The organism is Streptomyces sp. NPDC060184, assembly GCF_042728795.1.
Classification (GTDB): Bacteria; Actinomycetota; Actinomycetes; order Streptomycetales; family Streptomycetaceae; genus Streptomyces.
This window is the reverse complement of the sequence record NZ_JBHWYX010000087.1, coordinates 1-11,882: the sequence shown is the minus strand read 5'-3', so window position 1 is coordinate 11,882 and position 11,882 is coordinate 1. Positions and strand designations below refer to the sequence as shown.

The following is an 11,882-nucleotide window of genomic DNA, read 5'->3' as shown; positions in this document are numbered from 1 at the left end:
CCCACCCCGGCGGCGCCCCCCCCCCGGCCCCCCCGCCCCCCCCCGGGGCCGGGCCCCGCCGGTGGACCCGATGGTCCGCCGGGAGGGCGGGGAAATGACCGAAAGTCGCCCCGCCCTGGATGATTAGCGACGAAACGTGCATGTCAGGACCGCTTCGTCCGGGCCGGGACGGGGCGACGGCCCCGGTCCATGGCTACCGGAGTTGTCCGGTCCGTGAAATTCTGCGTCCGCGCCGCGCGCACCCGGGTTACCCAAAAGTACGATGGCCATGCGGCGCGGTCAGCAGTGGACACCGTATCGGAACACACATTTGGGAGGCGGCGTGAGCGCCATCGAGCAGACAGAGGCAGCGCGCCCGCGGGGCACTCGCCTGCCCCGCCGCGCCCGACGCAACCAGCTTCTGGGCGCCGCCCAGGAGGTCTTCGTCGCACAGGGGTACCACGCCGCCGCGATGGACGACATCGCCGAGCGGGCCGGTGTCAGCAAGCCCGTCCTCTACCAGCACTTCCCCGGGAAGCTGGAGCTCTACCTGGCCCTCCTCGACCAGCACTGCGAGTCGCTGCTCCAGGCGGTGCGCACCGCCCTCGCGTCGACGACGGAGAACAAGCAGCGCGTCGAGGCCACCATGGACGCCTATTTCGCGTACGTGGAGGACGAGGGCGGCGCCTTCCGCCTGGTCTTCGAGTCGGACCTGACCAACGAGCCCGCGGTGCGCGAGCGGGTGGACCGGGTGTCCCTCCAGTGCGCCGAGGCGATCTCGGACGTCATCGCGGGCGACACCGGCCAGTCCAAAGACGAATCGATGCTGCTGGCCGTCGGGCTGGGCGGGGTCGCGCAGGTGGTGGCCCGCTACTGGCTCTCCAGCCCCTCCGGCATCCCGCGCGACACGGCGGTGCAGCTGCTCACCTCGCTCGCCTGGCGCGGCATCGCGGGCTTCCCGCTGCACGGGGCCGAATAGCGGCACCCGGCGTGTTCGCTGCGGGCGTGGCCGGTCGGGCCCTGAGCGCTCGGCCCACCGGGCTAATGTGGCTGCGTACGGCGCGGCTACCGCGCAGGGACTGACCGTCGGAGGGACATAGCCGTGGAGGTCAAGATCGGGGTGCAGCACACGCCCCGCGAGATCGTTCTGGAGAGCGGGCTTTCCGCCGAGGACGTCGAGAGCGCGGTCACCGAGGCGCTCGGCGGCAAGGCGCAGCTGCTCAGCCTCACGGACGACAAGGGCCGCAAGGTCCTCGTGCCGGCCGACCGGATCGCGTACGTCGAGATCGGCGAGCCGGCGGCCCGGCGTGTCGGGTTCGGCGCGCTGTAAGCGGCACCACGCGCGGCACGACGGAGCGGCCCGGCGGGATCTCCCGCCGGGCCGCTCCGCGCGTTCCGGAAGCACCTCGACGCGAGCGCCGGTCCGAGCGCCCGACCCGAGCGCCGTTCCGGCGGAGGGCGGCGCTCCGCCGAAAGGTTTCCCCGGGCCGCGGAAGGGTTGCGTGACGCAGGTCACGGGTAGGACGGCGGAAGGTCTTCCGCTCGGATCGTCCTGACGGGAGCCCCGGGGCCGCAGAGCCCTCCCCGACCCCCGCACCTGCGGGGACGTACCGACGAACCTCCGCGAGGTGATGCTCCGTGATCTGGGAATCCTTCGGCTCCGTCGTGGTCGGTCTCGCCCTGTCCTGGGCCGCCCTCCGCGTCCTGCCCGGCCGGCTCCCGTCGGCCCGTGCGGTGTACCCCACCGGCGCCCTGGGAGCCCTGTTCGGGGCGTATCTGACGGACGGTGTGCTCTACTCCGGACACGCCGCGGCCACGGTGGCCGGTGCGCTGGTGGTCGGAGCGGTGACGCTGTCGCTGCTGATCCGGCCGGGCCGCCGGGGCCGGATCACCGGCTCGGCGACCGCGCGCTGAAGGCTGCCGGACAGGCCGGGCACCAGGGGGTGCCCTCCGGGCGGACGGCGCCACTTCCACCCCACGCCTTACGCCGCGAGGCCCAGGGCGGCCATCCGCTTGGTGTGCGCCTCGGTGATCCGGGAGAACATCCGGCCGACCTCGGCGAGGTCGAAGCCGTCCGCCACGCCGCCCACCAGCATCGTGGAGAGCGCGTCGCGGTCGGCGACCACCCGCTGGGCCTGCGAGAGCGCCTCGCCCATCAGCCGCCGGGCCCAGAGGGCGAGCCGGCCGCCGACGCGGGGGTCGGCCTCGATCGCGGCCCGTACCTTCTCCACCGCGAAGTTCCCGTGGCCGGTGTCGTCCAGGACGGCGAGCACCAGGTCCCGGGTGTCCGAGTCGAGCCGGATGGCGACCTCGCGGTAGAAGTCGCTGGCGATCGAGTCGCCGACGTACGCCTTGACCAGGCCCTCCAGCCAGTCGGAGGGGGCGGTCTGGCGGTGGAAGTCGTCGAGCGCCTTGGCGAACGGTTCCATGGCCCCGGTCGGGTCCTCACCGATCGTCGAGAGCCGGTCGGTGAGCTGCTCGAAATGATGGAATTCCGCGGAGGCCATCTTCGCCAGTTCCGCCTTGTCGCCGAGGGTCGGCGCGAGTTTGGCGTCCTCGGCGAGCCGCTCGAAAGCGGCCAGTTCCCCGTACGCGAGGGCGCCCAGCAGGTCCACCACGGCGGCGCGGTACTGCGGGTCGACCGATGCCGTGGACCAGCTTCCGGCGGCGGTGCCGGTGGGTGCGGGGGCTTCGTCGGGCGTGCGAGCGGCGTTGTCAGGCGTCTCCATGGAGCGCACAATAGCCCGCACGGCCCAGGTGGTAAGGGCCTGGTCCACGACCGAGATCACACCGTTCCGATGAATTCGCCCAACACACATGCGCGAATCCGGGGTACAGTGGTATTGCGCCTACTGAGCATTTTCGTATGCCAGGGGCGCGACCCTGAATGAGGATGCCCGGTCGGTGGCCCGATCGGCTCCGACCCGACAGCCCTCCACGCGGGTCGTACACACCGTACGACCGCAGATGAGGGGCCCCCTCAGCGGCACGAGCGCTCGAGCGACGGCAGTGGTCCCGCGCCACCCGCGCCCTCCCCCAGGGCCGGATGACCAACCCCGGCACGGTACGACCCCCAGCGTTCGCCTCGGTCCGCGTCTCACAGAAGAGGCAGCACCCTGACTACCTTCCGCGACCTCGGGATTCTCCCCGAGACGGCCGAGGCCCTCGAAGCCGTCGGCATCATGTCCCCCTTCCCGATCCAGGAGATGACGCTCCCCGTCGCGCTCTCCGGCAGCGACGTCATCGGCCAGGCGAAGACCGGCACCGGCAAGACGCTGGGCTTCGGCCTGCCGCTGCTGGAGCGCGTCACCGTCCCCGCCGACGTCGAGGCGGGCCGGGCCGCGCCCGAGAAGCTGACGGACGCGCCGCAGGCGCTGGTCGTCGTCCCCACCCGCGAGCTCTGCCAGCAGGTCACCAACGACCTCCTCACCGCCGGCAAGGTCCGTAACGTCCGCGTCCAGGCCATCTACGGCGGCCGGGCGTACGAGCCCCAGGTCGAGGCCCTCAAGAAGGGCGTCGACGTGGTCGTCGGCACCCCCGGCCGGCTGCTCGACCTGGCGGGCCAGCGCAAGCTGGACCTGTCCCACATCCGCGCGCTCGTCCTCGACGAGGCCGACGAGATGCTGGACCTGGGCTTCCTGCCCGACGTCGAGCGCATCATCACGATGCTGCCGCCGAAGCGCCAGACGATGCTCTTCTCGGCGACGATGCCCGGCGCCGTGATCAGCCTCGCCCGCCGGTACATGTCGCAGCCCACGCACATCAACGCCACGTCGCCCGACGACGAGGGCTCGACGGTCAAGAACACGACCCAGTTCGTGTACCGGGCGCACAACATGGACAAGCCCGAGATGGTCTCGCGCATCCTCCAGGCCGAAGGCCGGGGACTGGCGATGATCTTCTGCCGCACCAAGCGCACCGCGGCCGACATCGCGGAGCAGCTGGAGAAGCGCGGTTTCGCCTCCGGCGCGGTCCACGGCGACCTCGGCCAGGGCGCCCGTGAGCAGGCGCTGCGCGCGTTCCGCAACGGCAAGGTCGACGTCCTCGTCTGCACCGACGTCGCGGCGCGCGGTATCGATGTCGAGGGTGTGACCCACGTCATCAACTACCAGTCCCCCGAGGACGAGAAGACCTACCTGCACCGCATCGGCCGCACCGGCCGCGCGGGCGCCAAGGGCACCGCCGTCACGCTGGTGGACTGGGACGACATCCCGCGCTGGCAGCTGATCAACAAGGCGCTGGACCTGAAGTTCCCGGACCCGCAGGAGACGTACTCCACGTCGCCGCACCTGTTCTCGGACCTCGGCATCCCCGAGGGCACCAAGGGCATACTGCCGCGGGCCGAGCGGACCCGGGCGGGCCTGCGCGCGGAGGAGCTCGAAGACCTCGGCGAGACCGGTGGCCGGGGCCGCAAGGCTCCCGCGTCCTCGGGTCCCGCCCGTGAGGCCCGCGAGGAGCGCCCCGCGCGCACCCCGCGTCAGCGCCGCCGCACCCGTGGCGGAGCCGGCCAGCAGGAGGGCGCCGCCACGGTGCCCGCGCCCGCCGCCGAGGCCGTGGTCGCCCCGGAGAGCGGCCAGGCCGCCGAGGCGACGGAGCCGCGCACCCCGCGCCGCCGTCGTCGTGGCCGGGTCGGTGTCGCGGAGGCCGTCGCCGCCGAGGCGGCAGCCGTCGCGGTGGCCGAGGCGCCCGCGCCGGTCGCGACGGCGCCCGAGACCGTCGTGGAGGCCCCCGTGGCCGTCGAGGCCACCAAGCCGGTCCGTCGCCGCCGCACCCGTGCCGCCGCTCCGGCCGAGCCGGAGTTCCAGACGGTGGCCGTCGCCGTGGGCTTCACCGAGCCCGCCGCGGAGGTCAAGGCGGAGACGAAGCCGCGCCGCCGCCCCCGGGTCGTGAAGCCCGTCGAGGACGAGGTCGACTTCCAGATCGCCCCGCCCTCGGAACCCGAGTCCGAGAGCCGCGCGCGCCGCCGTCCCCGCACGGCCGCGAAGCCGGCCACGGAGGCGAAGGCCGAGGCGAAGCCCCGTACCCGCAAGGCCGCCGCGCCGAAGACGGTCGTGCGGGCCGAGCCCGAGGCGGCCGTGGCCGCGCCGGCCGCCGACGCCGCGGAGGAGAAGCCGAAGCGCCGTCGCCGTACGGTCGCCAAGCCGGAGACCGCGGTGGTCGCCGAGGCGGAGGCCGTGGCGAGCGAGGCGGCCGAGGCTCCGGCCCGGACCCGCCGTCGGCGTACCCGCCCGGCGACCGCCGAGGCCGCGTCGACCGAGAGCTGACGCTCCCGGCAGCAGGTGAACGCCGGACGGCCCCGCTCCCCGAACACCGGGGACGGGGCCGTCCGGCGTTTCCGGTGCGCGCCCCGCCGTCCGGGGCGCCGCCCGGCACACCCCCGCCCGGCACAACCCAGCCCGGCACGCGACCGCCCCGGTGCGCGCCCGCCCGACGGGCGGGGCTTTCGCCACACGGCCTAACCTCGTCCCATGAGCCGGCCGCCGACCTTCACCCCGCCCCCCTGTGCCCGTGCCCGCGCGCTGCGCACCCCGCGCGGCGACTTCGCCGCACTGGACGCCGTACCGCGTACCGACCCGCGCGGCACGGTCCTGCTGCTCCCCGGCTACACCGGGAGCAAGGAGGACTTCGTCGCCCTCCTCGAACCGCTGACCGCCGCCGGGTTCCGTGCCGTCGCCGTGGACGGCAGGGGGCAGTACGAGAGCCGGGGTACGGGCCGTCAGGAGGATTACGCGCAGGGCGAGTTGGCGCGGGACGTCCTCGCGCAGGCGATGGCGCTGGACGCCGGTGACGGCACGCCGACGCACCTGCTCGGCCATTCGCTGGGCGGCCAGATCGCCCGTGCGGCCGTGCTCCTGGACGCCGCGCCCTTCCGCTCGCTGACGCTGATGTCGTCCGGGCCGGCCGAGGTCTCCGCAGGGCAGCGGGACAAGGTGAAGCTGCTCGGCGACGCGCTGGCCGCGTTGACGATGGATCAGGTGTGGGACGCGATGCGGGCGTTGGACCCGCCGGAGGACGCGGCCACCGGCGGCGGCGAGGATCTGCGCCGCCGGTGGCTGAGGAACGATCCCGCCCAGCTGATCGCCACCGGACGCCAGTTGTCCGTGGAACCGGACCGGGTGGACGAGCTGGCCGCGACCGGCCTGCCCGTCCACGTCGTCTCCGGGGAGCGCGACGACGTCTGGCCGGTCGGGCTGCTCACCGCGATGGCCGGTCGGCTGGGCGCCCTCCGCACCACGGTCGCGGGCGCGGAGCACTCCCCCAACACCGCGCGCCCCGAGGAGACGGCGGCGGCGCTGGTGGCGTTCTGGGAGAGCCTCCGACCTTCTCCGAAGTCTGCGGGGCCGGGCGCGTCCCGGGCGTCGCAGGACGGGCGGGACTGCCGGCACACGGCCTAGAACTGCGCCTGGAGGTGCTGCCAGAAGCCGTCCCGCAGCGCCCGGCGCAGCGGGGCGTGCCCGCGCAGGGAGTGCTGGAGCAGGCGTTCCGCCTCCACCAGGAGGTCCTGGTCGACGGAGCCCGGCAGGTACGGGTGGCCCGGCATCAGGTCGGCCAGGGACTCCCGGCCCTTGGCGGCGAGCCAGGCGGCGGCGACCTGCGCCCCGACGAAGCGGACGTCCTCGCGGGAGGGCGCCGGGCCCTCGTCCTCGTACGTGGTGACCGGGCGGCGGGTGACGTAGGGGCGGCAGAAGTCCAGGTCGAAGGTGCGCTGACTGTCGACCTCCCAGAGCAGCGGCTCGGCCTGGTTGCGGCCTTCGCCCGCCTCGATGCCCCAGAGGTGGACGCGGGCGCCGTAGCCCTGCGCGGCTTCCACGGCCGAGACGAGGTCCTCGTCGCCGCCGACGAGCGCGGCGTCGCTGATGGCGCGGTGGCGGGCGAGCGATTCGAGGTCGGTGCGGATGAGGGAGTCGACACCCTTCTGCTGGTTGTTGGCGTTGAGGTTGCCGAGGCGCACCTTGACGTCGGGCAGTTCGGCGATGGACTGCTGCTCGGTGGTGTGGATGCGGCGCCGGGCGCCGTCGTACCAGTAGACGCGGAGCAGCCGGCTGTCCGCGAAGATCGTGCGGGCCTGTTCGATGAACGCCTCGATCAGCCCTCCGGAGTCGAGGTCGAAGGAGCGGCGGTCCTCGGTACCGGTGACGAGGAGTCCGGCGGCGGCGTAGACGTAGCCTGCGTCGACGAAGATCGCGTGGGTGGAGGGGGTCTTCGAGACCTCGGAAAGGACGCGCTGGAGGAGTTGGTTCGTCAGGTCCAGGCGGTCGCGGATGTCGTCCGGGGTGGTGGGGAAACCGGCTTCGGTCATGGGCGACTCGACGTCCGTGTCGGGGCGACTACCTGCGGGTACTTAGACATCCAAAAAATTTCCTTAGCGTAGGGAATGTTTTCCGGGGGGTGTGCCGTTGTACCCCTCGTAGGGAGCGGGACCGTGCGGCCTCGCTTCCTTATCCTTGCGGACGGGAATCCCCGTCCGACCAGTAGTTCTCCAGCAGGAGGATCGGACGAAGGGAAGCCCTGTGCGCTTCGAGATCATGCGACTCGACGATGTCGACGGTACCGCCGTGGACAGCACCGTCGTAGACGCCGCCTCCGTCAACCGGATCGTGCAGCAGGCCGCGGCAATGGGCCAGCGCATCTACATTCGGCCGGCTGAAAGCCCGGCCTCGTAACACCTTCCGGCAGTACGCCTTGATGAGATGACGAGTCGCCCCCGTACGGATCTCCGTACGGGGGCGCAGTGCGTCCGGGGCCGGGTCCCGGGCGGCCGGGGCCGGGTCAGCTGTTCTGGATGACCTGGGTGACGCCGTTGATGATCTGCTGCACGGCGATGGCGGAGAGCATCATTCCGGCGAGCCGGGTCACCAGCACCACGCCGCCGTCCTTGATGACCCGGATGATCAGCAGCGAGTAGCGCATGGTCAGCCAGAGCACCACGTGCATGGCGACGATCGCCGCCCAGACCGAGATCTGGCTGCTCACGGTGTGCGCGTGCTGCACGGCCAGGATCACCGAGACGATCGCGCCGGGTCCGGCGAGCAGGGGCATGCCGAGGGGTACGAGCGCCACGTTGACGTCCTTCGTCTGCGTCGGCTCGTCCGTCTTGCCGGTGAGCAGGTCCAGCGCGATGAGCAGCAGGAGCAGGCCGCCGGAGATCATCAGCGCCGGTACGGAGACGTGCAGGTAGTCCAGGATCTGCTGGCCGAGGACACCGAAGACGGCGATCACCCCGAACGCGACGGCGACCGCCTGGAGCGCCATCCTGCGCTGGGTCTTCGCGGGGCGGCCCGCGGTGAGGGCGAGGAAGATCGGCGTGATCCCCGGCGGGTCCATGATCACGAAGAGGGTGAGGAAGAGGGAACCAAAGACAGCGACGTCGAACACGGTGAGCCTTGCGGGAGAAGAGAACGAGACGGTCGGGGGGCGACCGCGCGCGGGCGGCCCCGGCCCTCCGGAGCGGGGGGAACGGGACGGGCCGGGGTGCGGCGGTGGCGCGGGAGAGGTGCGGAGGGCGCGCGGTACCAAAGTGCGGCACGGGAGTGCGGCACGGGGTGCTGCGCAGGGGGGTGCTGCCGGGTGCGGCTGCGACGGCCGGAGGTCCGGCTGCCGACGTCCGCCACCGGGCGCCGACTGCGGGCTTCCGGACTGCCGGACTGTCGGCTACCGGGCTGTCGGCGAAGGCCCTCAGCGGCGGAGGGCTCCACCGGCGCCCGGCACCGGGAAGGCTCCCGTGGCGCGCCGGGTGATCTCGCCGTAGATCTCGGGGTCGGTGGTGTAATCGCCGAGCGCGACGGTCTTGCGGCTGCCGTGGTAGTCGCTGGAGCCGGTGGTGAGCAGTCCCAGTTCGGCGGCGAGGCCGCGCAGCCGGGCGCGGGTGGCGGCGTCGTGGTCCATGTGGTCGACCTCGATGCCGTCGAGTCCCGCGGCGGCGAGCCGGGCGATGGCCGATTCGGGGACGACGGCGCCGCGCTTGACGGCCGCCGGGTGGGCGAAGACGGTGACCCCGCCCGCCGCCTTGACGAGCCGGACGGCCTCGAACGGGTCGAGTTCGTGCTTGCCCGCGTGCGCCCGGCCGCCGTCGGCGAGCCACTCGGGGGTGAACGCGTCGGAGACGGTGGGGACGACGCCCAGTTCGACGAGGGCGGCGGCGACGTGCGGGCGGCCCACCGATCCGTCCCCGGCGATGCGGGCGACCTGGTCCCAGGTCACCGGCACGCCGAGCGCCTGGAGCTTGCCCACCATGGCCTGGGCGCGCGGCACCCGGTCGTCCCGGACCAGCTCGCGCTCGCGGGCGAACGCGGGCTCCTCGGGGTCGAAGAGGTACGCCAGCATGTGCAGGCTCACCCCGTCGAGGCGGCAGGAGAGTTCGGCGCCGGTGACGAGGGTGAGGCCCTCGGGGAGGGCGGCCAGCGCCTCGGTGTGGCCCCGCACGGTGTCGTGGTCGGTGAGGGCGACGACGTCGAGTCCGGCCGCCGCCGCGTTGGCGACGAGCCGGGCCGGGGTGTCCGTACCGTCGGACGCGGTGGAGTGCGTGTGCAGGTCGATACGCACGACGGTGACTCCTGTGCTCGCGGGTGACGGTGGGGACGCTCCAGGATAACCACCGCCCGGGCATCACCCGGACGGCCGCACCGGGCCGCCCTCCCGCGAGCGGGTGCCGCACCGCCCTCAGCGCGGTGCGGGGCCTTGCCGGGGCGGGCCCTCGGGCATGCCGAGCAGGCGCGGGGTGAGGGCGCCGCAGGGCACGAGGTCCGTCTCGGCACCGGCGTCGCGGAGGTCGGTGAGGACCAGTTCGTCGTACATGAGCAGCGCCGACTGCTGGGGCCAGACGATCGCCCAGAGCCATAGCCCGCGCGCTTCGCCCGCGAAGACGGCCCGGTCCTCGGGGACGCCGTGCACCTGCCAGAGCGGGGTCGGGCGGCCGGCGGCGAGCACCTTGGCCACGGGGGGACCGTCGACGCGCATCCGGGGGCCGGGGTCGGGTCCTTCGATTCCGGCGTAGCGGGCGCCGAGCCCGACGCCGAGTTCCTCGGCGACCAGCAGCAGTTCGCCCATCCCGCCGAGCGGTCCCGGTCCCGAGCAGGCCAGCGCGGTGGCTCGGCCGCCGCTGCGGTCGTCGCCCGCGTGTGCCACGCCCGTGAACAGCCAGCCGACCGGCAGCGGCCACGGCATCCACACCGGCACCTGTGCGCGGTGGACCACCACTCCGAGGGCCTCGACGCTGGGCGGGACCACCGGTTGCATCGGATGGACCGGACCGTGCGCGGGGCACTGCCAGGAGTCGGCGAAGAGACCGGGCGCCCTGACCCGGCCACCGCACTTCGGGCAACTGGGTTCGCCCCTCATAGCGACCCACGGTCCCCCTCCCGCGTCGCCACGTCAAGGACGGTCACCCGTCCGCAGCGTGGCTCCCACCAGCGAAGATAGATGTAGTTTGCATCTATTAGCGGAGCTAACTTATTCTGTGTACCGCACAGGCATCTGGCCCCGGGCCGTGCGCCCCGGGCCGTGCGTCCGGGCTCGCGGCCGTCAGGACCGCGTCCATGAGGAGAGTGGGAACACCATGCAGGGAGAGGACCCGTTCGACGAAGGGGCCACCAGCATCCTTCGCCAGCCCAAGGCGGTCTGGGCGACCGCCGGCGCCTCGGTGGTGGCGTTCATGGGCATCGGCCTGGTCGACCCGATTCTGCCGTCCATCGCCAAGGGGCTGGACGCGACGCCGAGCCAGGTGTCGCTGCTGTTCACCTCGTACTTCCTGATCACCGCGTTCGCGATGCTCGTCACCGGCTTCGTCTCCAGTCGCGTCGGCGGGAAGAAGACCCTGCTGACCGGCCTGGCGCTGGTCGTGGTGTTCGCCGCGCTCTCCGGCACCTCCTCCTCGGTGGGCGAGCTGGTCGGCTTCCGGGCCGGCTGGGGGCTCGGCAACGCGCTCTTCGTGTCCACCGCGCTGGCCGTGATCGTCGGCGCCGCCGCAGGTGGCAGCGCGGCGGCGATCCTGCTGTACGAGGCGGCGCTCGGCCTCGGCATGGCGTGCGGCCCGCTGGTGGGGGCCCTGCTCGGCAACGCCAGCTGGCGTTACCCGTTCTTCGGCACCGCCGCCTTGATGGCGATCGGGTTCGTCTGCATCGCCGCGTTCCTCAGGGAACAGCCGAAGCCGGCCAGGAAGACCTCGCTGCTCGACCCGGTCAGGGCACTCGGCCACGGCGGCCTGGCCTCGGTCGCGGGCTCGGCGTTCTTCTACAACTACGCCTTCTTCACCATCCTCGCGTTCACCCCGTTCGTGCTGGACATGACCCCGTACAAGTCCGGCGCGGTCTTCTTCGCCTGGGGCCTGCTGCTCGCCGTCTTCTCGGTCTTCGTCGCCCCCCGGCTCCAGGCGCGCTTCGGCTCGCTGAAGGTGCTGGGCGTCTCGCTCGTGCTCTTCGCCGCCGACCTGCTCGTCCTCGGGTACGGGAACCATGTCACCGCGATCGTCTGCACCATCGTCTCGGGCGCCTTCATCGGCATGAACAACACCGTCTACACCGAGCTCGCCCTCGGCGTCTCCGACGCGCCCCGCCCGGTGGCGAGCGCCGGCTACAACTTCGTCCGTTGGTTCGCCGCGGCTGCCGCCCCCTACCTCGCCCCGAAGATCGAGGAGTGGAGCGATGCGCGCGTCCCGTTCGTGGTCGCCGCCGTCGCGGCCGTGGCCGGCGCGCTGATCGTCCGGGTGCGCCGCTCCGCGCTCACCCACGAGGCCGAGGAGGTCCAGCCCCGGCACGCCACCGAGGACGGCGTCTCCGCCTTCGCCGACTGACTTCCCCGGACGTACGAGGAGGGGCCCGCCGGTCGGCGGGGCCCCCCCCCGAACTGGGGGGGGGAGGACCCCCGGTAGGGGGGGAGCCACGGGGGCCGCCCGGGCCGGACCGGGG

The 11,882-nt window shown here is 73.0% G+C and carries 12 protein-coding genes; 7 read left to right on the top strand and 5 right to left on the bottom strand.

From position 1 onward, the window contains the following. The first annotated feature begins 322 nt into the window (after positions 1-322). From ACFWEE_RS32320 to ACFWEE_RS32310, 3 genes are all read left to right on the top strand, one after another. Positions 323-958 carry a TetR/AcrR family transcriptional regulator gene (locus ACFWEE_RS32320; RefSeq protein WP_327177847.1) on the top strand — a complete coding sequence of 212 codons (636 nt, stop codon included), beginning with the start codon at positions 323-325 and terminating at the stop codon, positions 956-958. A gap of 123 nt (positions 959-1,081) precedes the next feature. Continuing rightward, positions 1,082-1,309: a DUF3107 domain-containing protein gene (locus tag ACFWEE_RS32315; RefSeq protein ID WP_386894763.1), complete on the top strand. Its 228-nt coding sequence runs from the start codon at positions 1,082-1,084 to the stop codon at positions 1,307-1,309. A 308-nt stretch (positions 1,310-1,617) separates the two neighbouring features. Further along, the gene (locus ACFWEE_RS32310; RefSeq protein WP_386894761.1) at positions 1,618-1,893 is read left to right on the top strand and encodes a hypothetical protein; all 276 of its coding nucleotides are present in this window, start codon (positions 1,618-1,620) and stop codon (positions 1,891-1,893) included. 68 nt (positions 1,894-1,961) lie between these two features. Here the strand turns inward: ACFWEE_RS32310 and ACFWEE_RS32305 are convergent, their stop codons facing one another. Then, positions 1,962-2,708 carry a ferritin-like fold-containing protein gene (locus ACFWEE_RS32305; RefSeq protein WP_386894760.1) on the bottom strand — a complete coding sequence of 249 codons (747 nt, stop codon included), beginning with the start codon at positions 2,706-2,708 and terminating at the stop codon, positions 1,962-1,964. A gap of 453 nt (positions 2,709-3,161) precedes the next feature. On the opposite strand from ACFWEE_RS32305, the gene ACFWEE_RS32300 reads away from it, so the two are divergent. Together ACFWEE_RS32300 and ACFWEE_RS32295 are read left to right on the top strand one after the other, a co-directional pair. Further along, positions 3,162-5,243 (top strand): DEAD/DEAH box helicase, encoded by a 2,082-nt coding sequence (locus tag ACFWEE_RS32300; protein ID WP_386894758.1) that lies wholly within the window; start codon positions 3,162-3,164, stop codon positions 5,241-5,243. A gap of 204 nt (positions 5,244-5,447) precedes the next feature. After that, positions 5,448-6,374, top strand: coding sequence for an alpha/beta fold hydrolase (locus tag ACFWEE_RS32295; RefSeq protein ID WP_386894756.1), 927 nt, complete (start codon positions 5,448-5,450; stop codon positions 6,372-6,374). Here ACFWEE_RS32295 and ACFWEE_RS32290 read toward each other — a convergent pair. After that, positions 6,371-7,279 carry an NYN domain-containing protein gene (locus tag ACFWEE_RS32290; RefSeq protein WP_386894754.1) on the bottom strand — a complete coding sequence of 303 codons (909 nt, stop codon included), beginning with the start codon at positions 7,277-7,279 and terminating at the stop codon, positions 6,371-6,373. The genes ACFWEE_RS32295 and ACFWEE_RS32290 overlap by 4 nt on opposite strands. Before the next feature lie 211 nt (positions 7,280-7,490). On the opposite strand from ACFWEE_RS32290, the gene ACFWEE_RS32285 reads away from it, so the two are divergent. Further along, on the top strand, positions 7,491-7,643 hold the full coding sequence (locus ACFWEE_RS32285; RefSeq protein WP_327177840.1) for a hypothetical protein: 153 nt from the start codon (positions 7,491-7,493) through the stop codon (positions 7,641-7,643). 106 nt (positions 7,644-7,749) lie between these two features. On the opposite strand, the gene ACFWEE_RS32280 is transcribed toward ACFWEE_RS32285, so the two are convergent. From ACFWEE_RS32280 to ACFWEE_RS32270, 3 genes are all read right to left on the bottom strand, one after another. Then, on the bottom strand, positions 7,750-8,355 hold the full coding sequence (locus tag ACFWEE_RS32280; RefSeq protein WP_327177839.1) for a MarC family protein: 606 nt from the start codon (positions 8,353-8,355) through the stop codon (positions 7,750-7,752). 300 nt (positions 8,356-8,655) lie between these two features. Beyond that, positions 8,656-9,522: a PHP domain-containing protein gene (locus ACFWEE_RS32275; RefSeq protein WP_386894751.1), complete on the bottom strand. Its 867-nt coding sequence runs from the start codon at positions 9,520-9,522 to the stop codon at positions 8,656-8,658. Between the two features lie 117 nt (positions 9,523-9,639). Then, positions 9,640-10,317 (bottom strand): DUF6758 family protein, encoded by a 678-nt coding sequence (locus tag ACFWEE_RS32270; protein ID WP_386894749.1) that lies wholly within the window; start codon positions 10,315-10,317, stop codon positions 9,640-9,642. A gap of 217 nt (positions 10,318-10,534) precedes the next feature. On the opposite strand from ACFWEE_RS32270, the gene ACFWEE_RS32265 reads away from it, so the two are divergent. Further along, positions 10,535-11,767 (top strand): MFS transporter, encoded by a 1,233-nt coding sequence (locus tag ACFWEE_RS32265; protein WP_386894747.1) that lies wholly within the window; start codon positions 10,535-10,537, stop codon positions 11,765-11,767. Positions 11,768-11,882 lie beyond the last annotated feature (115 nt).

Bases quoted from the DNA above. Each gene is read 5' to 3' on its own strand.
- ACFWEE_RS32265 (WP_386894747.1), top strand. From the start codon at position 10,535: ATGCAGGGAGAGGACCCGTTCGACGAAGGGGCCACCAGCATCCTTCGC.
- ACFWEE_RS32300 (WP_386894758.1), top strand. From the start codon at position 3,162: ATGTCCCCCTTCCCGATCCAGGAGATGACGCTCCCCGTCGCGCTCTCC.
- ACFWEE_RS32305 (WP_386894760.1), bottom strand. From the start codon at position 2,708: ATGGAGACGCCTGACAACGCCGCTCGCACGCCCGACGAAGCCCCCGCA.
- ACFWEE_RS32295 (WP_386894756.1), top strand. From the start codon at position 5,448: ATGAGCCGGCCGCCGACCTTCACCCCGCCCCCCTGTGCCCGTGCCCGC.
- ACFWEE_RS32290 (WP_386894754.1), bottom strand. From the start codon at position 7,279: ATGACCGAAGCCGGTTTCCCCACCACCCCGGACGACATCCGCGACCGC.
- ACFWEE_RS32270 (WP_386894749.1), bottom strand. From the start codon at position 10,317: ATGAGGGGCGAACCCAGTTGCCCGAAGTGCGGTGGCCGGGTCAGGGCG.